The sequence below is a fragment of the Thauera carbonicopians genome, assembly GCF_025699485.1.
Classification (GTDB): Bacteria; Pseudomonadota; Gammaproteobacteria; order Burkholderiales; family Rhodocyclaceae; genus Thauera.
The window spans coordinates 119,824-146,045 of record NZ_JANUXN010000010.1; the positions used below are offsets into that span (position 1 = coordinate 119,824).

At 63.9% G+C, this 26,222-nt stretch carries 15 protein-coding genes and 2 pseudogenes; 8 read left to right on the forward strand and 9 right to left on the reverse strand.

Translation table 11 applies throughout. From position 1 onward, the window contains the following. Nucleotides 1–2: 2 nt before the first annotated feature. The 5 genes from NX068_RS13800 to NX068_RS13820 are packed head-to-tail and all read left to right on the forward strand — an operon-like array spanning nt 3 to nt 16,229. Nucleotides 3–3,395, forward strand: a complete 3,393-nt coding sequence (locus NX068_RS13800; RefSeq protein WP_263461844.1) for a non-ribosomal peptide synthetase — start codon at nt 3–5, stop codon at nt 3,393–3,395. Beyond that, complete coding sequence (locus NX068_RS13805) at nt 3,388–13,422, forward strand: non-ribosomal peptide synthetase (protein WP_263461845.1); 10,035 nt, start codon at nt 3,388–3,390, stop codon at nt 13,420–13,422. The genes NX068_RS13800 and NX068_RS13805 overlap by 8 nt, the downstream gene beginning before the upstream one ends. Beyond that, entirely contained in the window at nt 13,416–14,405 is a 990-nt protein-coding gene (locus NX068_RS13810; RefSeq protein ID WP_263461846.1) for a TauD/TfdA family dioxygenase, read from the forward strand. Before NX068_RS13805 ends, NX068_RS13810 begins: the two co-directional genes overlap by 7 nt. Before the next feature lie 11 nt (nt 14,406–14,416). Further along, complete coding sequence (locus tag NX068_RS13815; RefSeq protein ID WP_263461847.1) at nt 14,417–15,454, forward strand: phytanoyl-CoA dioxygenase family protein; 1,038 nt, start codon at nt 14,417–14,419, stop codon at nt 15,452–15,454. Between the two features lie 7 nt (nt 15,455–15,461). Further along, nucleotides 15,462–16,229 carry a 4'-phosphopantetheinyl transferase family protein gene (locus NX068_RS13820; RefSeq protein ID WP_263461848.1) on the forward strand — a complete coding sequence of 256 codons (768 nt, stop codon included), beginning with the start codon at nt 15,462–15,464 and terminating at the stop codon, nt 16,227–16,229. 131 nt (nt 16,230–16,360) lie between these two features. On the opposite strand, the gene NX068_RS13825 is transcribed toward NX068_RS13820, so the two are convergent. Both NX068_RS13825 and NX068_RS13830 read right to left on the reverse strand, forming a co-directional pair. Further along, nucleotides 16,361–17,452 (reverse strand): IS5 family transposase, encoded by a 1,092-nt coding sequence (locus tag NX068_RS13825; protein ID WP_263461849.1) that lies wholly within the window; start codon nt 17,450–17,452, stop codon nt 16,361–16,363. A 694-nt stretch (nt 17,453–18,146) separates the two neighbouring features. Further along, nucleotides 18,147–18,338 (reverse strand): hypothetical protein, encoded by a 192-nt coding sequence (locus NX068_RS13830; protein ID WP_442806744.1) that lies wholly within the window; start codon nt 18,336–18,338, stop codon nt 18,147–18,149. 200 nt (nt 18,339–18,538) lie between these two features. On the opposite strand from NX068_RS13830, the gene NX068_RS13835 reads away from it, so the two are divergent. Further along, entirely contained in the window at nt 18,539–18,745 is a 207-nt protein-coding gene (locus NX068_RS13835) for a helicase C-terminal domain-containing protein (protein ID WP_263461850.1), read from the forward strand. Nucleotides 18,746–18,868: 123 nt separating this feature from the next. Here the strand turns inward: NX068_RS13835 and istB are convergent. Next, nucleotides 18,869–19,551, reverse strand: a pseudogene (gene istB, locus NX068_RS13840) (IS21-like element helper ATPase IstB). A 64-nt stretch (nt 19,552–19,615) separates the two neighbouring features. Between istB and NX068_RS13845 the strand changes: the two are divergent. Together NX068_RS13845 and NX068_RS13850 are read left to right on the forward strand one after the other, a co-directional pair. After that, nucleotides 19,616–19,825 (forward strand): annotated as a pseudogene (locus NX068_RS13845) (helicase C-terminal domain-containing protein); the annotation flags it as partial. Nucleotides 19,826–19,837: 12 nt separating this feature from the next. Further along, nucleotides 19,838–19,990, forward strand: a complete 153-nt coding sequence (locus NX068_RS13850) for a hypothetical protein (protein WP_263461851.1) — start codon at nt 19,838–19,840, stop codon at nt 19,988–19,990. Between the two features lie 200 nt (nt 19,991–20,190). Here NX068_RS13850 and NX068_RS13855 read toward each other — a convergent pair whose 3' ends face one another. The 6 genes from NX068_RS13855 to NX068_RS13875 all read right to left on the reverse strand — a co-directional run bounded on the left by NX068_RS13855 (nt 20,191) and on the right by NX068_RS13875 (nt 26,107). Beyond that, nucleotides 20,191–20,925, reverse strand: coding sequence for a hypothetical protein (locus NX068_RS13855; protein WP_263461852.1), 735 nt, complete (start codon nt 20,923–20,925; stop codon nt 20,191–20,193). Between the two features lie 249 nt (nt 20,926–21,174). Continuing rightward, nucleotides 21,175–22,866, reverse strand: coding sequence for a hypothetical protein (locus NX068_RS13860; RefSeq protein ID WP_263461853.1), 1,692 nt, complete (start codon nt 22,864–22,866; stop codon nt 21,175–21,177). 384 nt (nt 22,867–23,250) lie between these two features. Continuing rightward, complete coding sequence (locus NX068_RS21235) at nt 23,251–23,502, reverse strand: CFI-box-CTERM domain-containing protein (protein ID WP_327084829.1); 252 nt, start codon at nt 23,500–23,502, stop codon at nt 23,251–23,253. Then, nucleotides 23,444–24,154, reverse strand: a complete 711-nt coding sequence (locus NX068_RS13865) for a hypothetical protein (protein ID WP_263461854.1) — start codon at nt 24,152–24,154, stop codon at nt 23,444–23,446. Before NX068_RS13865 ends, NX068_RS21235 begins: the two co-directional genes overlap by 59 nt. Continuing rightward, nucleotides 24,151–25,395, reverse strand: a complete 1,245-nt coding sequence (locus NX068_RS13870; protein WP_263461855.1) for an MFS transporter — start codon at nt 25,393–25,395, stop codon at nt 24,151–24,153. The genes NX068_RS13865 and NX068_RS13870 overlap by 4 nt, the downstream gene beginning before the upstream one ends. Next, a complete protein-coding gene (locus NX068_RS13875) occupies nt 25,388–26,107 on the reverse strand; it encodes an SDR family NAD(P)-dependent oxidoreductase (RefSeq protein WP_263461856.1) in 720 nt (239 codons plus the stop codon). Before NX068_RS13875 ends, NX068_RS13870 begins: the two co-directional genes overlap by 8 nt. Nucleotides 26,108–26,222 lie beyond the last annotated feature (115 nt).

The following is a 26,222-nucleotide window of genomic DNA, read 5'->3' on the forward strand; positions in this document are numbered from 1 at the left end:
TCATGGACTTCGCGCAGACCAAACAGGAACTCGCGCGTCACGGCATAGGCCTGACAATTGAAGACGGCGAGTTGGTACTGCGCGGCCGCATCGCCGAACTGCCGCCCTCTCTCCTGAACGCGCTGCGCGAGGCCAAGCCAAGGTTGCTGGCCTCCGCCAATGCTGACGGAGCACCGCCATGGCAGGCAGCTTCAAACGGCCAAGCACGTCTCGCCTACCTTGATCTACTTCAGCCGCAAAGTGCGGCATATATTGTCGCAGCAGCCCTCGTTCTGCGTGGCGAGGTCGAACTCGAACCGCTTCGCCGAGCCTGGCAAACCGTGATCGAACGCCGTGCGATGCTGCGCGCCGTACTTGCTTGGAACGACGGTCAGCCTGGGGTGCGCTTTGTCAGCGAGGCAATGCCACTGGCCGAGCCGCTCGATCTGCGCAGAATCACGCCGACTGAAGCCATAAACCGCTTGGCGGCAGTACGTCAAGATATCGCCACTCGCGGCTTCGATCTCGAGGCTGCACCACCCTGGCGCGCGCTGCTTGTGCTGCGGAGCGAGGAGACCCTCGAGCTCATGCTAGCAGCCCACCACTTCATCGCTGACGGTTGGTCGATCGCACATGCGTTGCGCGAACTGGCGCGACTATATCGGCTTGAGTGCGAGAACGCAGGAGCCGCTGCTGCCGCAAAGCTTGCCCCGGCTCGACCCTACTCCGACTTTGCCGCCTGGCAGCGCGACGCTGTCTCGAGCTCAACCGGAATGGCGGCCTTGAGCGAATGGGGCGATCAGCTGCGAGGGCTCCATGGCGCACTGCGTTTACGTGGCGCGCGACCATATCCGCCCAACCGAACCGACCGAGGCGCGCGTATTGCATTCAGCCTTGAGGCCAAGCAAACGGCGCGCCTGCGCGCCTTTGCTGCGTCCCGAAGAGTCACTGTGGCGCTTCTCTTGGCGGCCGTGCACGGAGTGCTACTTGCGCGGCAATCTGGCGCGACTCGCTTTGCGCTGGGCATAGCAGTATCGCAGCGACCCGATCCGCTTGATACTGAAGCATTTGGTTTCTATGTGAACTGGCTGCCCGTCGTGGTGGACCTGACCGGCATCGCCAGCTTCACCGAATTCTTGCCAAGGTTTGCTGCACTTCGGCGAGAAGCGCTAGCGGCGCAGGACATTCCCTTCGATGCGATCGTGCGTGCTAGCGGAGCCCCTACTCGTCTAGACCACCATCCGATCTTTCAGCATATGGTCGTCTCGCACGTGCCGGCACGCCGGGTTGACTTCGGGCCGGCGGCGCATGCGAGTATCAGTCCCCTCGATACCCGCACAAGCAAGCTTGACCTAACACTGTTCGTTACTGACTGCCGCGAGGCGCTCCCGATCGCCGGCGAAGGCGAGATCTACCTCGAGTTCGAGTACAGCCTAGACGTCTTTGATGCTTCGGTGATCGAGGCGTTGACCGGCGAATGGCGCAAAACGCTTACGCGACTGCTCGACGATCCCGACGCACCGCTTTTCGAGCAAAGCCGTGTTGAATCTCGGGCACACCAGCCGCCGCAAGACATCTGCCGAATGCTCGACGTGAGCGCTCGTCGTCACGCCACGGCAACGGCTATTGTTGCGCGTACCCGAGAAGTAACCTATGCCGCCCTATGGCGCGGTGCCCAAGCGTGCGCGGAGATGCTGGCGCGCGAGGGCGTGACGAGTGGCTCGCGCGTGGCCCTGCTGTGCCGCCGCGTGCCGGAACTGCTCTCAGCCTACATCGGCATCTTGCGTATCGGCGCTGTCGTGGTCCCGCTCGACATTGGGCTTCCGAAGCTGCGCATCCGCGAGCAGCTTGAGGATTCCGAGCCTGCGCTAGTACTTGGTCGCGGCGACGATCTCGCCGCGTTGTGCCCCGAGTGTGAGTTCCAGCGCCAGCCCTGGCCAGAATTGCAGGACGGGGAGGCGATGCCTCCCACCGTAGCCGCGCAGGCCACAACGGACGGTGCCTATCTGCTCTACACATCAGGATCTAGCGGCCGACCCAAAGGCATTCTCGGCTCGCGACGCGCGCTCGGCAATTTTGTTGCCTGGCTCAATCAGGAGTTGGTGGCAGGACCCGGTCAGCGCGTGCTGGCGCGCGCGCCATTTGGCTTCGACGCCTCCCTGCGCGAGACCGTCGCGCCGCTGGCCGCCGGCGCCACTATCGTGCTTTCGGACGACGAGGAGGCATCGGACCCCGAGGCGCTGCTCGCACTTATGCACGATTTTGGGGTTACAACGCTGCACGCCACGCCAAGCGTTCACGCCCTCTTTCTCGAAGCGCTCGCGTGTGCGCCCGCGCCGGCTACGTTGCACACGGTGATGTGTGGAGGCGAGTCGCTCAAGCCAACGCTCGCGCGCCTGCACTGCGAACGGCTACCCCATGTCGCCCTATACAACGTATACGGGCCGACCGAGTGCACCGTTGATGTGAGCGCAATACGCGTGGATGAGTGGCTTCGCGAACGCGACTCTGCGGGGCTCACCACGGACGCGCTACCTATAGGCCAGCCGATTTCTGGTGCAGTTGTCTATGTTGCCGATGAGCGAGGAGTACCTGTGTCCGACGGCGCACAGGGCGAGATCGTAATCGGGGGCTGCGCGCTTTCCCTCGGCTACTGGCGGGAAGGTCGCGCCACCGGATTTCCCGTCGCCTCGGACGGACCGTACAGGGGCACTTTCCTGTATCGCACGGGTGACCAAGGTCGGCGCGATCCGGACGGGTTGCTCTGGTGTGATGGTCGCGCTGACCGGCAGCTCAAGATCCTTGGTGCACGGGTCGAGCCCGCAGAACTGGAGCGAGTGCTTTGCGCTCAGGCAGGCGTGGCAGACGCGGCCGTCATCGCGAGTACGCAACCCTCAGGTATTCCACGCATGTTGGCATTCGTCGCCGTTGCTGATGCAGCAGCGTTCGACGAGTCGGCTTTGCGCGAGTCCATCGCTGCCACGCTGCCACGCTACCTCTGGCCAGCAGGCCTTTTTCGGGTCTCGTCGTTTCCGCGCTTGCCCAACGGCAAGCGCGACGATTCAGCGCTCCTGAGGCTGGCGACTATCCCTGCGGAAGAGTGCTCGGCGCCAGCCGCGTCACTGACTTCCGCCGAACAAGAGGTTGCGGCGCTGATGGGCGAGTTGCTTGGCCGGACTATCGATGATGCGGCGACCAACTTCTTTCACGCGGGGGGGCACTCGCTCGATGCAGCCCGGCTGCTGGCGCGTCTGCGGCAGCGCCTTGGGGTGACTCTGCGCCTGCGCGAGCTTGTCTCCGATGCCAGCGTCACCGGGATCGCCGCCCGGGTCGAAGAGCAGCGCCGACGACTCGAGCCTGAGCCTTCAGTGCCGCCGCTGGTTCCCAGTCGACGCCCCCGCGCCTCGCATGACTGAAGCCGATCTCACCCAGGTGGGCACAGAACCCCTCGGCGAAGACGGGAGCTACCGCTTCGCGCTGTCGCGCGAGCAGGCCCGGCTGTGGTTCTTGGCCGAGCAAGAGCCAGGCGCCATCTGTTACCACATGGCTTACGCACTGGAGTTCCACGGCGCACTCGATGTTCTGCGCGTACGCGAGGCATTTGATGCGCTGGCGCGGCGCCATGAATTGCTGCGTGCGCATGTTGTCGTCGAGGGAGGTACTCCTCGTTGGGTGGTCAGACCCGCGCCCTTCCACGCTCTGGAACTGATTGCTCTCGATGCGCTCGCTGACCAGGAGAGAAGCATAGACGAGGGGGCGACTCTGCGCGCAGCCGAGGACCTAGGGTGCGAGTTCGTCGCCCACCCGTTCGATCTTGCCGCGGCGGCGCCGCTATGGCGACTGCGCCTAATTCGTATAGCAAACGGCAGGCACCGTCTCGTTATGGTGATGCATCACCTAATTGGCGACGGCTGGTCCCACTCTGTGCTGGTTCGGGACTGGTGCGCGGCCTACACCGGCCGGCCCGATGCGCTAGCACGACTTCGAGTGCAGTTTGCGGAACATGTACTCGCACAGCAGCAAGCACTCGAACGCGATGGCGCACGCGACCGACTTATCGCTTGGTCGGCCGGACTGGAACAGTACCCGCCTCTTCGCCTGCCGCACGATCCAACGCCGCGATCGAGACGAGGCTTGCCCGAAGGTGCTCGGCTTCGCTTTTCAACCACGGAGGAAACTAGGAATCGCATGCGCGCGATGCTCGAACGCGGCCCGCACTTGCTCTCTGCTCTCCTGCTCGCCCCCTTCGAAGCATTGCTCGCGCGCTATGCCGGCCAGAACCGCTATACGCTTGCCCTAGCTATTGCAAACCGGGGTCACGAGGAACTGGACGGTGTGGTCGGCTTCTTCGTCAACACCTTGGCGCTGCCTGCCGAACTAGCCGATGAACCCGACTTCGAAACCCTTGTTGGCCGAGTAGGAGCAAGCCTAGTTTCCGCCCACGCCTACGCCGATCTACCGCTAGATGAGGTACTTGCCCGACTACGCGAGAGCGCTGATGTCACCTGGCGCGAGCCCACGCCTCTGCGCGCTCTATTTGTTTTGCAGAACTCTCCGCCCGCGCGCTTCGATTTGCCGGGGCTTGAGGTCGAGGTCGGGCGACTCCCAACCGCCACATCGAAGTTCCCCCTGACACTCTTCGCAATACCTAGCGACGGTCAGCCAATGCAGGCCGAGTTTGAGGTCGAGTATGACCCGCGATGGATCTCTCCCGCGAGCGCTGTTGTACTGCGTGACGCTTACCTTGAACTGCTCGATCTCTGCTGCCGCACGCCGGCGGCGTCGGCGCTGCGGGCGCCTTTGCGCGCCCATCCCAGCCGGCTGCGAGGCGCCGTCCAGCCGGCGCGCTACGCCCAAACAGTAATTGATCGCATCGCCGTTCGCGCCGCCCAGCTACCCGATGCGATGGCGCTGCGCTGGAACGGCGGCGAGCTGACTTACGCTGCGCTGGCGGGAGCAGTCGAGGACTATGCCGACGTTCTCGACGCCGCAGGGGTTGGGCACGGCGACCAAGTTGCGCTCGCCCTGCGTCGTGGCCCGCAAACGATCGTCGCCATGCTCGCGCTGTTAGCTGTTGGAGCGGCTTACGTCCCGCTCGAACCCGAGTGGCCCGTTGCGCGGCTGCACGTCCTGCTTGCCAACTTGGCGCCACGGGGACTGATCGATGACGGTGCGATCCCTGATTCGACGGTTGCGCGCCTGCCGGTACCCAGGGTCAAGCACACGCCGAGATCACCCCTTGGCTCTGCGGATCGCCTCTTGGATCGTTTGCGAAGCGCCGGCCCTCAGCCAGCGGACGCTTGCTATGCCATCCATACGTCCGGCAGTAGCGGAGTGCCTAAGGCGGTTTTGGTCGAGCACGCGGGACTCGCTAACGTCTGCGACTGGATTGTCGAAACCCTGGCCCTCACTGCTGGTGATCATGGCCTGCTGAAGACGCCACTCACATTCGATGCCGCGGCGCGCGAGCTGTACCCACCGCTGCTGGCCGGTGCGACTTTGGTGCTCGCTGATCCAGACAGTCACCGCGACATGGCTTTGCTGGGCGAGCAGCTTGCACGCCATCAGATTTCAGCGCTGCACTGCGTGCCTTCGCAGCTCGCCGCATTGTTGGAGCAGCCTCTGGCCCTGCCGGCCCTTCGAGGCGTCATGTGTGGAGGGGAGCGCCTCCCCGCAGCACTCGCTGCGCGTTGGCTGGCGCGGACCGGTGGTACTGGCGGTCTCTGGAACGTCTACGGCCCGACTGAGGCCACCGTCGATGTGAGCGCACATCGCGTGTCGCTTGAGGACTTGGCGGACCCAGGCTCGAGTGTGACGATCGGCGAGCCGCTGCCAAATATTGATCTACGTGTGGTGGACGGTGATGGCCAACCCGTATTTCGCGGTGCCATCGGCGAGCTTGAAATTGCAGGAATAGGTGTTGCCCGCGGGTACCTAGGTGCGCCGGATGACCGCCGCTTCAGCAGCGATCCCACTGCTCCTGGTGCGCTACGTCGCTACCGCACTGGAGACTTGGTCCGCCTTCTCCACAACGGCAAGATCGCGTTCCTCGGCCGCACCGACGGCCAGGGCAAGCGGCTGGGCGTGCGCATCGAGGCTACAGGCTTGGAAGCGCTGCTGCTGCGTCAACCGGGAATCGGTGCCGCGCATGTTAGGTGGCTGGCCGCCGAGGTGTCTGACGGAGCGGAAGTGAGAGCTTCGCGGCTGGTCGCCTTTGTCGCACCCACCCGTGCCGGAACGGAGTCTGCAGCAGAAACGGTTGATCGCCGCGCTCGCTGGCGCGAAGTGTTCGAGACCTCGTACAAAGGCATGGGCGCTAACGTCGACCCGCTGGTCAACGCGCACGACTGGCTCGCGCGGGCCACCCGGCGCGAACTTCCCTCGCATGAGATTGCTGCAGCCGCAGAGGTCGCCGCTTCGCGCATCACCCGCTGGAGGCCACGCCGCGTATTGGAAGTAGGCTGCGGGGCCGGCCTGATCGCCTTGCGCGTTGCGCCGCAGTGCGTCGAATACCTCGCTGTCGATTGGAGCGAGAGCGCACTCGCTTGGTTAGATTGGCATGCCCGCGCTCAGGGCATCACGAATCTTCATCCGCTCCAAGTCGATGCCGCGGCGCTCGATCTCGATCCCGGTGCAGGCTTTGATGCCATCGTCGTGCATTCAGTGGTTCAGTACTTTGACGATGCTGTTACTCTGGCAAGTTTGCTCGAACGCTGGACCGGCTGGCTTGCGCAGGGAGGCACGATCTACCTTGGCGATATTCGCGACGAGCGCTTGCGCGAGGCCGCTGCGCTCGACGACGCTTGGCAGCGGCTAGGCCCGTCGAGCACTGTCGGCGCGCTGCGTCGCGAGGCCGAGTGGCTGCTCGCGAGAGACGACGAGCTTTGCCTCGCACCGGGCTGGTTCACCGCGTGGTGCACAGCCCATCCAGAGTTTGGCCCGCCGCTCTTTGAAGCCCGCCTCGGCGGCATCGACAACGAGTTGCTGCGCTACCGCTACGATGTGACGCTGGTCCGCCGCGCGGACGGGGCTGCGGCGGTGTTTGATATCAAACGCGATGGACCCAGGAGCCGACCGTCAGTCCTGAGGCTGCTTGACGTTGCCCGGCGCGTCCGTGGCCTGACGGCCGACGAAAGCCTATTGCGCCTGGAATCCGACCTCGGCGCGGCTCACCCGGCCACGCCGCCTGATCCTCCCCCAGAGATTCCTGACAGCCGTGACCGGCGCTGGGTTTGCCGACTGGACGAGCGCTTGGGCTGGACCGAGTGGGTCGGTCTGCCAGCCGGGGTTGATGCTGCCACGGCAGCGCAAGTGCTTGCATGGCACGAACCGGGGCCAGCCAGCCACAGTTGGCCAGGGCACATATCTGGCTTTCTTGACACCCTAACCGTGCTCCCCGAGCTGCTACGCAAGGTGCTGCCGCCGGCGGAGCTGCCTGACCGTATCGTGGCACTGCCGGTCCTGCCGCTTACCGAACACGGAAAACTCGACTCGCTACGGCTGATTGAAGCCGATCGTGCAGACCGAATGGGAGGGACGGTGGCAGCAGAGGCGGCCCCCAGGGACTCGCACGCTGAGCTTGAAACTGCTATCCGTGCCGTCTTCGCCGAGGTCGTTGGTGTGCCCTTCGGTCCCCGCGATGACTTCTTCCTACGCGGCGGCCACTCGCTGCTTGCAACACGCGCGCGGTCGCGACTGGCGCACCGGCTTGGCTTGGACTTGCCCCTGCGTGCTATGTTCGACGCGCCGTCCCCACGACTGCTTGCGCGGCTGATCGATGAACAGAGTGACCAGTGGCGCGCCCTTGGCAGCGGGGCAGTCATCCCCATTCGCTCGCCGCAAGAAGCCCCACGCCCAAGCCAGGCCCAGCGACGACTCTGGTTTATTGAGAAGCTGGGAACGGCACGCGGCGCTTACCACCTTTGTCATGCGGTTCGCCTATATGGCGCGCTTGATCTCGATGCGCTTGACCTCGCCTTGGGCGACTTGGTCCGGCGCCACACGCCGCTGCGCTCGCGTTTCAGCGTCGACCTCGACGAACCTACCGTCGTAGTCGATCCGCCGCGCGAACGCGGTTGGCTGGAACCAGTTGATGCGTTGCGCCCGATCTCTCCGCGCCGCGCTCTGCGACATCTTCGCGCGCTCGCGGGCCGTCCGTTCGACCTTGGCCGCGAGCCGCTTATGCGATGCACCATCGCGCGACTGCCTGATGAAGACAATGTTGAGCGCCACTTGTTCGGGCTAGTCGCGCATCACATCATCGTCGACGGCTGGGCGATGGCCGTGGCCTTGAACGAACTGGCCACGCACTATGCGGCGCGCCGAGGCGGTCGAAGCATGCCAATGCTGCCGCCTTCACCAGACTACTACGACGTTGCCGCCTGGCAGCGGCAGCGTCTCGCAACAGGAGGGCTAACAAGCCAGATGCGGTACTGGTGGCAGACCCTTGACGGCGCACCCGCTCGCCTGAGCTTACCGTTCGACCGAGAGGCGCCCGCACGCCGGAGCTGGCGCGGACGCAAGATCGGATTTCGCGTCGACACTGGGTTGCGCGCAGCGGCGCGTGCCCTCGCCGCGAGCGAAGGTGCGAGCGACTTCATGCTGTTGCTTGCGGTCTACGAGGTCTTGCTGGCACGCCTTGCGAGCACGGAAGACTTTGTAGTTGGCACGGTCATAGCAAACCGTCACCGCGCGGAGCTTGAGCCACTCGTCGGCTTGCTTGTGAATCCTCTCGCACTGCGAGCGACGGTGAGTTCCACCGAAACATTCTCAAGCCTGCTCTCACAGGTACGTGCCCGCTTACTTGAGGCCTATTCGAATCAGGAAGCCCCCTTCGAGGCCGTGCTCGAAGGCCTGCACGTGGATCGACGCGCCGACTACCAAGCCGGATTCCAGGTGCTCTTCGCGATGCAGAACGCAGGCCCTAGTGAACTTGCCTTTGAAGGCCTACGCTGCGAGCGGGTTCGCGCCTGGCGCGGAGCGGCACTGTTCGACCTGAGTCTCGAAGTCGGCGAGCGCGAAGGGGTCTGGCATGGCGAACTGGAGTTCTCTACCGATGTCTTTCATGCCAGCACCGCGCAGCGCATCGTGCGGCGCTACCTGCACCTGCTAAAGACCTTGGTTACCGAACCCTCCAGTTTGCTGGGCTCGGTAGTACTCGAGCCAGAAGAAGAAGTCACCACGGTGTCGACCTGGGCCACAGGGCCGCAACCGCAAGCACCCTTAGACCTGTGGGTCGAGCACGTCATTGCGCACGCCCACAACAGGCCGAACTCGGTCGCCATCGAAGATGGTGCGTTGCGCTGGACCTACGCTGAGCTCGTGGCGCGTGCCCGCGCTCACGCCGACTGCTTACATGCCCAGGGACTCCGGAGAGGCAATCATCTTGGGGTCTGCGGTGCCCGCGGCGCTGAGAGCGCTGCAATAGTTTTGGCTGCCCACAGTCTTGGGGTAGCGATCGCGTTTCTCGACCCAGACTTGCCGGTAGCCCGACTGTGCGACCTTGCGCGCAGCGCTACACTGGATGCGGCGTTATGGCTCGAACCTGCAACTACCCAGAGACAGCCACTCACATTTGAGCGGGTGCGCTGGCTCGTCCCTGCACCGCTCGGCACTGTCAACGAAAACTGGCGTGATTTTCCGGATACGGCCCGCGGCGCTGACCCCGCATACATTGGCTTCACATCGGGATCCTCAGGTGCGCCGAAGGCAGTGCTCGTTGAGCAGCGTGCTCTTGCACTGAGGCTTCGTGCTAACGATCTTGCCGTAAGCCCGCTCGTCCCCGGGGACCGCGTGGCACACGCTTACACGCTAAATTACGATGGTGGACTTCTAAGCCTATTCTGGCCGCTTGCGGGGGGCGCTACCCTTGTCTTCCTGCCACTCGAACTGCTGGGCGACGCTGTCGAACTGGGCGCGGCGCTAGACAAGCACGCCATCACGGTGTTCGACGCCATCCCCGCCGTGCTCGAAGAACTGACGCGCAACGGGACACCCGGAGTGGGCCGTTGGTTACGGCTTGTGCTCACCGGAGGCGACCGTTGTCCCCCAGATTTACCCGCGCGCGTGTTGGCACGTTGGGATGTGCTGTTTGCGAATCAGTACGGCCCATGCGAGGCGACTATCAATGCAACGACCTGGATCGCCCGGCGCGGCGCTTTAGCGTCCAAGCCCAACATCGGCCGGCCGTTGCCCGACACCGAGATCCATGTTCTCGACGAACACGGCCGTGCGCGTGGTGTCGGCCTGCCAGGCGAGATCGCCATCGGCGGGCCTGCGCTTGCGCGCGGCTACATCGGTGTGCCCGCACTCACACGCGCGCGATTTTCGGCAATCGATCCCGTTGGCCTCGGAAGGGTATGTCGTCTCTATCGAAGCGGCGACCTCGGACGATGGACAGCTGACGGCGAACTCGAGTTTCTGGGCCGGCTCGACCGCCAGGTCAAGCTGCGCGGCATGCGCAGCGATCCACATGAGATTGAAGCGGTACTCGCCGAGCATGCACTTGTGGAAGCCTCCCGTGTCGAGGCCGAGGGGGACGAAACAACTCGGCACTTCGTCGCCTACGTGGTGCCAAGCGTTGCGCTCGATGAAGAAGCGATACAAGACGGTGTGCTTCCCGCCCGCGTGCACGACTGGCGCGCCCTGTTCAACGACATCTACGCCCCGGACCAGCGCCGGCCCTTGCGAGCGGGCTCAGCCGGCGACGACGGAGGTGACGACGGCGCCGGCTGGGATAACACCGCCCGCGGCGAGCCGATTGCCGCGGGCGCACTGCTCGCTTGGCGAGACGCAACCGTTGATCGGCTACTCGAGGCCGGCCCACCAGGGGCGGTGCTTGACATCGGCTGCGGCGTGGGCCTGGTCGCGCTCGCGCTCGCGCCTCACTGTACCGACTACCTTGCGATCGACAGCAGTGAGGTAGCCCTATTGCGGCTCGAAACGATTGCGGCGAAGCGTGGCCTCTCACGACTACGCACCCGGCTGCTCGATGCGTGTGCTCTCGATCAGCTTGCGCCCGAACAATACGACTTGATCGTTTTGAACTCGGTGGTGCAGTACTTCCCGAGTGCTGCCTTCCTGCGTACGGTACTCGCTGATTGTGCGGATCGCCTCAAGCCGGGCGGCCGCATCTTCATTGGCGACGTTCGCGATGAGCGGCTGCGCAAGGCCTGGCACCTCAATGTTGCACGCGAACGCTATGGCGCTTCCTCATCAGTCGCCGTTAGATTGGCGGCGCAGGCCGAAAGGCTCGACGAGGAACTGGCACTTGCCCCGGAGTTCTTTGCCGGGCTTGCGCCGACCACAGCGGGACGGTTGGAAGCCATGGCATTGCTGAAACTCAACGCCGGTGACTCGGAGATGGCATGTTGGCGATACGACGTCTGGCTGCGGCCGCATGCAACCAGCCAGTCAACCAAAGCCGCGCCCATGCAGGTGCTTGAGTGGCAAGGCACTACGGCTACGCGGGCTGCGCTCATGCGAGCACGCAAGATCCAGCCCAACCACGCGCTATGGCTTCTCGACCTACCGAATCTGCGCCTGCCTCAGGATGATGGCTGGTCTCCGGACGACGCCACGAGTTTGCGCGTGCGCGCAAGTGACTTCGCCCAAACAGCGCTGGATCCCGATAAGTTAGCGGGTTGGGCACACGACCTTGGCGATCGGTTTATTGCGAGACCCGCCGCCTTGCCCGGACGGTTTGATGCCGGCTTCTTACCCGGAATCACCGGACCGTCCTTTGAGGCGATGCTACACGTCCCATCCGGCCACAGTGGTGGGCCTGGGCACGCGCCCCTGCACAACCGACCACTGCTGGGTCTCCTGTCGCCATTGCTCGCCCGGGAACTCGCCGCCCACGCTCGATCTCGCCTCGCGCCTCACCTTTGCCCAACCCAGTATGTCGCAGTTGATCGACTACCTGTCGACAACCGCGGTCGCATTGACGGAGAGGCGCTGCGCAGACAACGCCCAGAACCTTCCGGTCCGCCGAAAACCGGAGCATGCGCCGATCTGCCACTAGCAGCGCTCGCCGACCTGTGGCGCGAGCTGCTGGGCGCGGACAACCTGACCGCCGATACCGACTTCTTCGCCCTCGGCGGCCACTCTCTCCTGGCGGCACGGCTGGTCTCGGCGATCCGGCGTGAGTTCCGGGTTCAGTTGCCTGCGCTACGCGTCTTCGAGCTGCGCACCTTGGGCGCGATAAGCGACGAGGTGACTCGACTTCGGACCGGTCGCGACAATGCAGCTTCGCTGTGCGCCTGGCACGAAGCTAGGGAGTCCGCTCCGCTGAGTTGCGCACAGGTCCTTCAGATGACTAGGATGCGCTCCCGGGATTGGCACGGCGCGCGCGTCTTGGTCATCGGTATGCGTCTCGCGCGTCCATGGCCACTGACACGTTTGGGTCTCGCTTGGGAGTCGGTTGTCGCTCGCCATCCGCTGCTATCCCGGCGCTACGGGCCGGACGGCCACGGGTCCTCGACGCGCTCACCGCCGCTGGAGTACACGGAGACGGGCAGGCCCGCTTCAGTTCAAGCACTCGACCTAGAGCGAGATGGCCCACTCGCCCTGGCCTGGAGCGGCAACAGAGACGCAGCACATGCACTTCGCCTGCGCGCTCATCCGGCCTTCATCGACGGCGACTCGCTCGGCATGCTGCTGGCCGATCTGCTGACTACCGATCAAAGACTGCTCGACGGGCGCGAGCCTTTCGGTGAGAAGCTCGACTACGGTGCCCTAGCGCGCGTCTGGCCCGCTCCGCCTGATTGGTTGAAAGCGGCGTCTGGTGTAATGCCCGACTTCGCACCTTCCACAATTTGGGCGGTAGAGGAACGCTGGCGGCCAGAAGAGCTGAAAGCAATTGAAGATCGCGCAAGAGCACTTGGCATTACCGCCGCAGCGATGCTGCTCGGCAGCTGGGCTTACGTGCTCGGCCGAGTCGGCTCCACGGTGCATGCACTGCGAGTCGACGTGCCCGTCTCGACACGCGCCATGTTTGATGGTGCCAGCGTTTTTGGCCCCTTCAGCTTAGACCTTCCGTTGGTCTGGTCGGCCGATCAACTCGCCGATCTTGCAGAAGCAAGCTTGCACGCCGCGGGCGCCCTGCCTAGCCTGTTGGACGAGGCCTTCGCCCTTGCCCGAGGTAAAGGGGCGGCCTTCGGTTCGGCAAGCCAACCCGCGGAGTTTGCCTTTAGCTACCAAGACGGCATGGACGCTATAGGCGCTCGGCCCTGGCCCGCGCTGGCCGCTTGCGAGCGCGAGCTGCGGGTAGAGGCAATCCCGCTGAGCGCGGCGCTCAAGCTCTCGGTTCGCCGAGATCCCCAAGGCTTGCGTCTCGCCCTGCACGGCGCCGAGTCAATCCATCCTCACACCCGCGGCATCGCGCTCCTGCGCGCCTTGCGCGGCGCGCTGACCGCCACAAAGACTGTTGAGCACACATGCTGAGCTTTGCGCAGCGTCGATTGGAAAAGCTCTCGCCCTGCGCGGAACCGCCAGAAGGCCAGACCTTGTGGGTGCACCGAGGACTTGCCCCTCGCCCCGAGACCATCCGCGAACTCTTGGAGACGTCAGGGTGGCTGCTGCTGCGAGGTGTTGAGCCAACCACGGAAGCCTTCGGCCGCCAGCTCGCCGCGCTCAATTCGGTCGCGCTTACTGGATACCCCGAACTTCCGCGCCGCGCTACCTCGATCGACGTCGACGAGCCAGCGCTCTATGAGGTCACACCGTTTGCCGCCGAAGAGGCGATCCTGTTTCACCACGAAGGCGCGCATACAGAATGGACGATTGATACCCTGGCCTTCGCGTGCCTGCGCCCGGCGGATGAAGGGGGCGAAACACCACTGGTCGATGGCGTGCACCTTTGGCAAGCTCTGCCGTCACGGATGCGCCAGGCCTTTACCGAGGTCGGGCTGCTCTACGTGCGACGCTTCTCGCCCGGGATCGATGTCGATTGGCGGCAGTTTCTTGATTGCACGGAGCCTGCGGAAGCGCTTGCGCGCTGTGCCGCGCGCGGATGGGAAGCTGCGTTCGATCATGACGAGGTATTGCACGTGACCTACCAGCGGCCAGCATATGCAAACCTGGGCGACGGCGCGATCAGCTTCTTCAACCAGATCCTGCTACACCATCCCGCCTGCCTTGATCCTGAAGTGCGCGAGGGTCTTGAAGTCGCTCTCGGAGCGACTCCGCGCGACGTTCGATTCGGTGACGGTCGGGCCATTCCCGACGATTGGATTGCCACTGTGGTCGACTTGGCTCAGACTCTTGCAACGCGCTTTGCGTGGCAGGCTGGCGATGTTTTAATCGTCGACAACCGCCGCTTTGCTCACGCCCGAACGCCCTATCGTGGCGATCGTCGTCACTGCGCATGGCTCGGCAGGCTCTTTGCTGGTCCATCGCGCGTTCCGAAAATGGGAGGAACTCAATGAGTCCAGCCAGCATGCTGCAAGAACCTGACAAAGGCGATGCGCAAACCACCGGGTCCGACGATCTGGCTGCACGCTTTGCCCGCGACGGTTTCGTCGGCCCGATCTCGTTGGGCCTGCCCCGCAGCCTGCTCGATCGAGTGGCCACTCGGCTGGACGCAATGCTGACGCACCATCAGGTTCACCCACTGTACGGCCGCTTTTCGGTTCGCGACTGGCATTTGCTTGACGACGAACTGCTCTCGATACTCACGCATCCTCACATCGTCGACTCGCTGAAGCCCCTGCTAGGGCCAGACCTGCTGCTATGGCGATCCAAAGTCTTCGTCAAGCGCCCTGGCGAAAGCGCGCTCGGATGGCACCAGGAGTGGGGTGCGTTCAACGGCGAGGAGATCGGCAACGACCGCCCCGGCCTTGAACCGTCGACGGAAGCACGCGCAAGCATCGCGCCGTGGAACCTGACTGTCTGGGTCTCCTTTGACGACATTGACGCAAGCATGGGGCCTATCCATTTTGCCGCTGGCAGCCAAGTGCGGCGCTTCCCCATCGAAATGCAGCCCATCGCGGACTCTGAGTTCTGGCATGACCCCTTTCTCGATACTGCCAGCGCTCGGGACATTGTCGAACGCGCCAGGGCCAACGCGATTGTCCTTGACATCCGCACCGATCACATCTTTCGAGAAGCCGACGCCTACACATTGACCATTGATGAGGCCAAGGCTCGCCTCTTGGCCGGACTAAGTGGTCAGGTAGGCGCCGTCACGCTCGACTTTGAAGCCGCGCGATTTCCAATCATTGAGATGCCGATGTCGGCCGGAAGCTGCGTCATCTTCAGCGAGCGGACCATGCACGGCTCTGGCCCCAACGCGTCGCCGCGCCGCCGCCTTGCTGTAAACGCGCGCTACACCCGTGCAGACACCCTGGTCTACCCGATGCGATTGCGTGGCGAGACGATAGACGGTTCGAACCTCGACATTCGGGCACACCGCTGTGTGCTCGCTGCCGGCCGATCGCTACACCCGGACAACCTTCTGCTCCCTCCGCGTGACTGAACCGCTGATGGTCTGGTTGCAAGCGCATGAGCCAACGTTGGCTCTTCGCATTGCTCAGAAGGCTGGTGAGCTACCGCTGGTGGCGGAGCCGGGTCACTCGGGGCTCACGCTGCCACTCTCAGTTGGCGAAGATGTGGCTTCAGTTCTGCCGCCGCATCGCTTGCCGCAATCAATCCAAAGTGCGGCGCCGCGTCGTCGCGCGGCCTTTATCGCCGGTTCGATCTGCGCTGAACTTGCGCTCGCGGCGCTATCTCCACCGGTCAATTCCAGCGTGCTCGTCCGCAACTCGCGAGGCGGGCCTCTGTGGCCCAGAGGAGTGCTGGGCTCAATCACCCACAACTGGCAAACGGCCGCGGCCGTCGCCGCGCGTCAAGAGGCTTGCGTCGGGCTTGGCATTGACGTAGAGACACGTGTAGATTCAAGCGGACTGCAGGCCATCACCGACACCTGCTTGACCTCGGGCGAGCGCGACCAGCACCTATCGAGCGCCGACCCAGCCGCTACTGCCACACTGGTGTTCTCGGCCAAGGAGTCGCTGTACAAGGCCTTGCAGGCGACGATGCCCGGGTGGGTCGACTACACCGATGTCGAGGTGGACGCGATTGCTATGCAGTCGCTGAGGTTAAGCCCCCGTTCGGGCACCCTCGTCGCGGCGCATTTGCGCGAGTCGGTGACCGCCGAGTGGCGATGGCACGACAATGACGTGTATACGCGAGTGGTGCTCATGGGTAAGTCGCTTCAGCCGAGGGTTAGCAGGCTGATGCAAAAGAGCTGAACACCACACCAGCCAAGGGGTTCAAGTTGATCTTCACAGGAACTTCGTCGAGAGAATGGTTTTTTCAATTCGGCCCATATTGCCGGCGTGCCCATTCCGAGACTGATCAGCCCCTGGTTCGTTTGCTCGACTCACGCTGTTCCTCCCGCACTTCCCAATTTCGCGATTCTCAACAAGTTGTAGGCTGCGCCAGAAATGAAGGCCACCATTTGCGTCTTCGCCTGCCCGATGAATCGCGTCTTGCGCAACCCACCGACCGTCTTGAGCCAGCCGAAGATTTCCTCCACCCGCTTTCGCTTGCGTTGGCTGATCCGATAGCCTTCGGTTCGCGTCGTCCGCCCATCGAGCCCGGGCGTAAAGCGATGGTCGATTCGAGCAATGTGCGGCCGGATACGATGCGCGCGCAGGTGCATCACGAAATCCTTGATGTGGTAACCCTTGTCGGCCGCCGGACTCTTGGGGTGGATGCGCCGCCGGCGGGCGCGGGTGAGCATCGTGCGCGGAGCACGGTGCTCGGCCTGCGTCGATTCCGTGATCAGGATGTCGACACACAGCCCATGACGGTTCTCCATGAGCACATGTCCGCCGTAGCTGAGCCTGGCAGGCTGGCCGTTACCCTTTCGCATGAGCCGCGCCTCAGGATCGGTGCTGCTCTGGTGCGTGGCGTTCGAACGCTTCTCACCTTTGAAGTCGACCATCCCGGTGCCATCCCCACCGTCTTTCGGCGGCTCGCCGTCCTTGCGCTTGAAACTCTTGAACGAGGCCCAGGCTTCGATGAGCGTGCCGTCGACAGTGAAGTGCTCCGAGGACAGCAGATGCTGCCGGCGCGCCAGGCTGACGACCTCGTCAAAGAAGCGGCGGGCGATATCGGTCGTCACCAGGCGTTCGCGCAGGCGGCTGAAGTTCGACTGATCCAGGCTAGTGTTCTCCAGATCCATGTCGAGGAACCAGCGAAAGAGGATGTTGTAGTCCAGTTGTTCGCAGAACTGCCGGTCCGAGCGGATCGAGTACAGGGCGATCAGCAATTGCCCCTTGAGCAGGCGCTCAGGCGGAATCGACGGGCGGCCGGTACTCGAGTACAACGCATCCAGATCCGCCGAAATGGCACTCAGCGCCCGATCGGCCAATTGCTTCACCCTTCGCAGGGGATGATCGGCCGGTACGCGCGATTCCGGCGAGAAATAATGGAACATCGAGGACTGGGGATCGAGTTGGCCGCGCATCGCTGTCAAGACAAGAGATTGAGCAACAAATCTATGACTAGCAACTCGCAGAATCGTTCACTGGGTTCTGCATCAGCCTGTTAGAGGGGCCAGCATCCAATGAAGCGAACTTGAATTGCCCCCGCTTCAGTAGATTGTTGGCTCGAATGGCATGCTAAAAAGTTTGATTGCTCCGCTGCTGATTACGCGACATGCGCTGCCGAGCGGTACGTCCTGCGTTAACAGTAGCTGCGCCTGACCACGCCCATCATCGCCCAAGCACGCTCAGACCTGACGGCCCACTCCATCATCAACAGGCCGCCCAAACCCGCATGGTTAAAGGACTTGGCTGCGATCAACATGGGGCCTTACCGTCGTTTTTACCGTCAGAATCGCACATCTTTTGCTGGCGCGGGAGATGGAGCGATTTGCGCGGCGTCGACTCTTTCGGCTTCATTGTCAATCAAGTTGCATCTTAGCGCAGGGCAGCTCTCCTGAAAATATCTGTTCACAGCTCGATCCGAGCATCTCGCACTACCATAGCCAACCTGCAGACTATTCTGCTCTCGAGAAGTCATGCTCATAAGCGTCCCTAGCCAAAAACCGGCTGTAGGCTATGAGCAGCGAGGCAGCCAACGGATCACGTATACGACCGCATCGGCGTATCGGATATGAAAATCCGCCATCTTCGTAGGTGCCATACTTCGCGAACACCTTATTTGGGGCACCCCTCGAGCGAATCGAAGGCCGCGAGCGTGCTGGCAGCACCAGGGACACCCGGCGTCGCCTGCGCCACCGTGGGCGTGGCGGTGGCCTGACCCTGACCGCCCGAGCGGAAGAACACCGACGAAGCCGCTGCGGCTTCGGCTTCCTTGCGCAGCGCATCGTTCGGGTCGTGGCTGGCCATTCGCTGTTCGATGTGCGCCGGTTTCCCGGTCAGGGTGGCCGGTATCCGGCTTCGGTGCTGTGCATTCGCAATGTCATCCCGGCGCCGCACCTGGCGGCGCGTCACTCAACGGCCCACGCCACGGTGCTGTTCTCGGGCACGCTGAATCCGCCCCAGTTCTACCGTGATGTCCTGGGGCTGCGGAGGACCGGGAGGTCTTTGTGTCGCGCTTCACCGAGCAGGGGCGAGGCATCGGCTTCGCGGTGTTGGGAGGGGTGTTCTCGGAAGGTGTCGATCTGCCGGGCCAGCGCCTGATCGGCGCCTTCGTGGTGACGCTGGGACTGCTGCGTATTCCGACGAACGTGACCGCCCATACCGACGAAGGTGACCGGTGTTGTGCGCGGGCCAGCGTGGTGTTCAGAGTGTAACCGCGTCGGTCACGATGGCGGTCATTGTTGGGCATGGCATAGGCTTATCCACAGGCGGTCGCCAGCGCGCTTCATACGCTGGCGGGCGGCCGGCTGTGGGTAAGCCGTTGGGTGGGCACGGCCTCATGCTTTTTCCTTTTTTCTCATCGATTCGCCCTTGAGGGTGAGCTTGTGTGCGGCATGCACGACGCGATCGAGGATCGCATCGGCGAAGGTCGGATCACCCAGGTAGGCGTGCCAGTGCTCGATCGGCAACTGGCTGGTGATGACGGTCGAGCGCGTGCCCACGCGGTCATCGAGCAGTTCGAGCAGATCACTGCGCTCTTGCGCCGACGGCGCAGCCAGGCCCCAGTCGTCGATGACGATCAGGTCGAGCCGGGCGAGCTGCATCAGCCGCCGGCTGAAGCTGCCGTCGGCGTGGGCCAGGCGTAGCTCCTCGAACAGGCGCGGCAGACGTACGTAGTAGGCCGACAGCCCCTGGCGGCAGGCGGCGTTCGCGAGTGCGCAAGCGAGCCAGGTCTTGCCGCTGCCGGTCGGGCCGGTGAGCAGGCAGTTCTGCGCCGGCGGATCCAGTGGCCGGTGCCGAGCCCGGCGAACTGACTACGCTCGAGGCCGCGCCCTGCGCGGTAATCGACGTCCTCCAGGCAGGCACTGCCGAGCTTGATGCGGGCGGCCTTGAGCAAGCGCGCGATACGCTTGCCGTCGCGCAGCAACACCTCGCGATCGATCAACTGGGCCAGACGCTCGTCGAAGGTGAGCGCGTCGATGCCGGGGTGGGCGAGTTGTTCTTCGAAGGCGCGGGCCATGCCTTCCAGGCGCAGCGTGCGCAGTTGTTCCAGGCTGTGATGAGTCAAGGGTTACGACTACACCTACCTCTTCCCCGGCCTGCACAAGGTGGTGCAGGCGGCCGGACGCGTGATCCGCAGCGAGCAGGACCGGGGTGTGGTGTTCCTGGTCGACGACCGCTACCGGCGCGCGGCAGTCCGGGCCTTGTTGCCGAGATGGTGGCAGGTACAGGAACACCTGGGGCACCGTTCACCGACGAAGGTGCTCGAACCAGAGAGCAATGTCTTGCGCTGATCGAAGACTGCAATGCAGCCGTTCGGCGGAATGAACCCGCGTGTGGATGGCGCCTTGGTGTTCGTCCTGTCCGAGAACCTGGCAATCGCGGGTCAGCAGATCAGAAACTTCCCAGCGGATCGAAGTCGAAATGCCCTCGAAATCTTCGAGCGAACAGAGATCTGATCCGGCAGCCGATGGGCAACTCCGGCTCAAGCCGAGGATGGCCGCACGCGAACGGCGGCTTCCTGGCGCGGGACCAGACTCACGGTTCCGGCATCAGCCGACTGCGGACAAAGGCAGCTATCTGGCATTGCAGGCGAGCCTGCGTCTCCCTCGTCAGCGCCTTCCGCATCGAGACCGCGCTGGCGGCATGGCGGGGTGGTTCAGTCCGCGCTCACGTCGACAACCATCGAGAGGCGCGTCTTCGTAACATCTTCGCTCCAGGTCGCAGTAACGGACTGCGCGCCCGGTGCTGCAACCCGCAGCGATGTGCGAACCTGCCCATCGGAGGCTGCCTTCACCAGGGTGCTTGCAGAGGAGGCGGCGCCGGCGGGTGCCGAAGCCGCCCGCGCGACGAAGATCACCGGGGCTCCCTTGGAGACCGACGCCACGATAAGCAGCCGCATCTTGTCGTCGGGGTCGAAGCGAGCTGCCAGAGAAGGAGCACTCGCAGGGGACTGCAGCAGAGCGGACACCACGGCGACGGCAACCAGCAGACCCGCAAAAGAGGTCAGAATCTCTGCCCACCGAAGCGCCGATTGCTTGGCCTCGGCTGCCCGCGCGAAGGCGCTCGAGATCTCGCTGGGAATGCGCGGGTCGAAATTGAACGTCAAGGGACGTCCGACCCGCACCGTCTGCCAGTAGGCGAAGATGAGTACCAGGCTGGGCAAGGCGATTAGCAGCGAGACGAACTGGCCGAAGCGATCGCCACCGAGCGCCACGGCCAGTAGGCCGGCCGCCGAATACACGGTCCAGAACCAAGCAATGGCGCCTGCGAGCTGTATCGCGCGCTGCTCTGGCGCCTTGACCGCACCGCGAACGGCCTCTTGCGCATAGGCCAGCCAGAACCGATCGCCCACGACGATGTCCTCCAGCGCAGCAGGCTTATCGCTAGCCACCGCGCTTCTCGCTCGACGAGCCGACCTTGATGGTGTAGGGGCGCGTGTGGCCATTGGCGCAAGTCAGGTAGGCCACGGCCTCTCGCTCTTGCTCCCCCTTGCGAAAATGGAAGCCAATGCCCCCGGGAACGGACTGCGGCTCATACGTCACGTTCAAGCCACAGTTCTTCTCTGTGCAAGAAAACGTCTGACTCATCGCACTACCCCCTCAATCGCGCAGCCTCTGCGCGCCTCATGGCGGCGCCATGGTCACAACCGCGACCAGAGCGCCAAGATGCTGCTCATCGTTCGCTTCAACAACTCCTCGGTCTCGTCCGGAAGCAATTCACTGATGCTGACTGATTGGATCGCCGGATTGTGTTGCCAGTCAAGCTCCAGCAGTGCCGCCGACGCGGCCGCCTGCGGCGCGAAAGAGCGGAGGAACCACGGCCCGGGGAATCCCTCGCAGCGGGCCACCTTCAAGACAAGCGGCTGGAGCTGCTCACCATAGCCGCTCAAGTCCGCGGAAATCTGGGCGAGCCTCACCGATCCTGTCTGGGCCGCCGCCTCGATGAAGTCGAACCAGTTGCCCATCACGTAAAGAGCCATTCGGTCGTTGTGCCGTGGATCGATGTAGCCGGGCGCTACGGCCGGACCGTAGGAGAAAGCGCGGTTTCCCGCCTTTCGCTCGCTGCCAATAGGCGAAATGATCAAGTACGGCTGCGGACCTGTCCAACCGTGCTCGGGCTGCAGTTGATTCAACCAACTGATGACGTCGTCTCGCAAATAGTGAACGGCGAAGACCCGCCTCTCCCCTAGCGTCAAGTTGGTCTGAGCACCCTCGGGACCATCGCGCAGCACTGTCCAGACATCTGGAAGATCGTCCGGGTCGCCTGAGATGACGACCAGTTTGTCTGCATTGCGGTAGTCATCGATCTCCCACAACGCCGCTCCGTCTGCGCCCGGAAGCGTCCGTCCGATGGATGAGTTTGCGATGAAGGAGCCTGCCTGTTTCCAGGCGTGCGCGCGGGTGGCCGCATCACGCCGGAAGTGAGCCGTCGCAGCGTCCAGATCAGGAATGTCGGCGACTTCGGTCCCAACAGTCTGTCTCAAGTCGACGCAAAGCTCGCGGGCGAAGGCAATCAGCCTTTTCCCGCACTTGACGCGCTCCTCCGCTGTGAGGAAGGGAACCACTCGACGACTGCGCAGCCACGAGGCCATGACACCATCGAGTTCCAGATCAAGCAGGTTGGCGAGCGTGCCCTGATCACGCCATGCCTCCTCGTCATTGAGGTTCCAACCGGTGACTTGCCGGCGCTCGAAGAACTGCTTGGCTGCATCCGATAGCTGGCATCGCAACTCTTTGCCCCGAGCCCCAAGCTCCGACAAGAGCGCGCGAAGTCGATGGTTGGGTTCTTCGTCTTGGTCCTGAGTCTGATAGGCAAACCGGGGGTTGCGCAGAAAACGAGCGGCGAAGCGGGAGTCGAATGCGAAGTGCGTCAGGGTGAGCGCGACTCGTACCTGCATGAAGGTACTCGCGAACAGGGGGTCGATGACTGTTGCGGCCTCTTCATAGTAGGCCTTGTAGTTCGCCGGCAGATGGCGGATGTACCCCTTGCCGACCTCGGGCGCAACGAGCTTAATGCCATAGTAGGTTGCAAAGGTCTCTTGAGCATCGATCGACCCGGTGGCCAAAGTATCCGCGGTGATGGAGAAGGCAGATAGCTCGTCGCCCCTGATTCCACCGGGCTCGTCCATCACGCGCCACAGAAGGGCCAGGATTGAGCCATCCGTCGATCGCGAGAAGAGCACCTCGTGGCCATATTCATGGTGGTAGACGACCTCGTCATCGAGCGCGCCGAGATGCAGCGTCGCTCGGCTGCCGTCATGGCTGCCGACGACTTCTCCCTCGGTGACCAGTCGAAAGGGCTCGAATCGGTTAGAACGCAGATGAGATGTCATGACTCTTCCAGTCGCTTGCGCCTTGCGCGATGGGTGCAGGCCCAGGGAGACGGCAGCCTGAGAGTTTGCGCGACTGAATACCCGACCGCAAGCGGTCGGGCGCCACGACCAAGCCGCCGACATCTACAGTTCCGGTGCGTAGTGCTTGGAGAATGCATTGGCCACGGCCAGTTGTACACGCTGGGATCGCGTGTTCGAGAGCGGAGAGTGCATCATCACAGACGAGGGAAGAGATCCAGCGGCGATGCCGATTGCCGACTTCCCAGTGTGCTACACCTGCCCTCTAAAGGAGACGATCGTTGCTTGCCCGAACTGGCATCGACGCCACGGCGGACAGCAATGCGGATCATTGCGCCCATCCATTCTGATTCTGGGGAATCGAGATCAACCGTGGGTCGATGCGGTGGCCACGCTATGGTCCAGCACCCGACAGAGGCAAGGTCTCAAGCAGTAGTAGAGGTCGACGAGGCACATTCCCCAGCGGCTGCGCATCAGCACGACATCGCGATAGCGGCGCAGCGTCGCTGTTTCGGGAGCGTCGTCGCCGAAGACGGAGGTGGCGATGAAGCACCGCCGGTCAGCCACTGAAGACTTGCCATGGCGCAGATACGCCTCGTGCATGAGCCGACCCCGCATCCAGGCCTGTCGCTGCCGTGGACTCGATGCCTCTCCGTACCTGTCGGCAAGCTGATCCGTATCTCGCAGTAGCCCATCTCGGCCAGTTGCGTGGCCGAGACCTCGTCGCTCGGCTTGGCTCCGCCGTGTTGCGTGCCTTGAGCTTCATGCCGGTGAGTTGAACGGTCTCGCTGTGCCCCGCGCGCGAGACGCGCACGGGTTCGTCATGCGGTGCGATGGAAGTCACCCGCATGTTGGGCAGCAGATCGGGCGCGACCTCGCGCAGGAATCCCCTGGCGATCTGCTCGCTGCGCTCGCGCGACGGCAGGGGCTTGTCCACCAGATCGAGCGCGATGTTCGCAAAGCCTAGGAACCGGCCATCGGGCGCGACCACCGTGCTGAAATGCTCGCCATCCAGTCCCGCGTTGCGCCCATCGCTCCGCTCGTAGCGCGTGAGGACGACCGGCTTGCCGTTCATGCTGACCGAACGTTGTCCGACCTGGCGGTGCGTGTCGGGAATCGTGATAGCCCCAGACGTGGCGACTTGCGGCACAGGTGACGGCTGGGCCGCCACCGATAGGGTCCAGACACTGGACGCCAAGGCCAGTGCCAGGCGGTAAGGAAGTCGCCAGGCAGCCGGGATGGCTGCCCGCAAAGACGAGGCAGATTTCATGATGTTCTCCCAGACGAAGCGATGGATGCGCTGCCCGCCACGCAGACGGCAGCCAGAAGCAGCGCCACCGCCAACCCGGCCAATAGCGCGACGAAGCCGGGCACCCGTGCCGTGATGAGCGGCCCGATGCTGGCGCCGACGAACAGGACGAAGCCATTGAGGGCCATGCCGCCGGCACGATTGGGCGCAGCCAGCACGCCGTACTGCGTGATCATCGCGGGCACGGCCAGCGCCACGCCGGTCACGAAAACCAGACTGCCGATGGCAATCCCCGCCAACGATTGCGCCAGCGCCGCTTCCAGCGTCAGTCCAACCGCAGCCAGCAGGAAACCGGCACTGGCGACCTTCGGCATGCCGCCGATGCGTGCGGCCAGCGACCCTGCAAGCAGCGCCACGAACATGGCGGGCAGGCCCACCAGGCGCAGCAGGATGACCTTGTCGGCGTTCAGGCCCAGCCCCTCCAGATGCGGCCCGAGCGCCGTGTACATGGCGACGAAGGACAGCAGCAGCGTGATGTGCGCGCACGACACCAGCAGAACGGCAGGCCGTACCGCGAGCCGGCACAGGGCGGCGAAGCGATGGCCCAGGTGCCCATCAACGGTGGCACGCGCCGGCTCCTTCACCATCACCGCGATCACGGGGATCGCGACCGCCAGGCACACCCCTGTCGCCACGAACACCCAGGACCAGCCCCAATGCAGCGCGACCCAGGCCGCGAGAGCCTGGCCGAAGATGCCCGCCACCAGGAACGACGTGGACATGGCACCGATGGCCGTTGCGCGCCGCCTTGGCGGCACGGCTTCTGCCAGATAGGCCAGCGCCACCGGCGCAAAGCTCGACGCCACCAGCCCCTGCACTGCGCGCAGCCCTGCCAGCCAGGACAGCGAGGGGGCCAAGGCGCACGCGAACGTGGCGAGCACCAGTGCAACCAGCCCGATCAACATCACCGCACGACGACCGTATTGATCGGAAATCGGCCCCCAGATCAGGAATCCGCTGGCGTAGGCCAAGCTGAAACCCGTTGCCAGCGCGAACGTGACGGCCTGCGGCGTGGCGGCGCTGAAATCCTGCCCGACGTGGGCCAGCAGTGGAATCGCCAGATAGAGCTGTGTCAGCACGAACAGCGCGGTCACGACCAGCAGCGTGACGATGCCGCCGCTGGCGGCATCCGCCTGAGCGGAAGGAGCCGCTTTGTCTCCCGCACCACCCGCCGCAGCGGAACTCAGTGCCCGGTCAGTCATGCTGCGCTACCCGTGTTGTGGCAACGGCCCCGCCGACGATGACGGAATGGGCCTGGCGGCCTTCATGCAGGTTCCAGAACGCTTCGGCGATGCCGGCCGGCTCCAGCGCGTCAGGCTTGTCCGCGCCGCCGGGAGTTCCCCGCACGAAGCCATTGACGATCACTTCACCCACATGGATGCCGCGCGGCGCCAGCGTCTGAGCCAGGATGCCGTTGGCCTTGTGCTGCGCCGCCACGCCGATAGCCAGCGCACCGTATTCGGTGGCAAAGGCGTCAATGCGTGGATCGTCCAAGGCCATGACGCCGCAGGTGGCGAGAACGCTTCCCCGGTTCGCCTCCAGATCCGGCAGGCAAGCCTGGACGGCAGCGATGTAGCCGGTGACGCGGATGGCATAGCCCTGGTTCAGCTCTGCGGGCGTCACGGACAGCAGATCGCCGTCCAAGTCGAGAAACGCATTCCAGTGGAGGGCGCCGATCGGCCCTAGCACGGTACGCACCGCGCCGACAGTCGCCGCCACGGCAGCGGTGTCACTCAAGTCCGCCGTGAAGGGGTGGGCATCGATGCCCGAGGCCCGCAGTGTCTGTGCAGCCTGCTCCAGCCGTTGCGCGTTGCGCGCGACGATGGCGACGGAATGGCCTGCCTGGCCGAAGCGGCGTGCCACCGCGTCCGAAATACCCGGCCCGTGCCCAAAAACGATGATGGGGTGCTTCATGAATCAATCTTCAACTCCATCGTTGGAGTTGATTTTAGGGAAGCGCTGAATAAATCGCTTTCATCGGTGCTGAATCATTTCTAAGCATGCTTCGTCGCTGGCTCCATCAATGCAT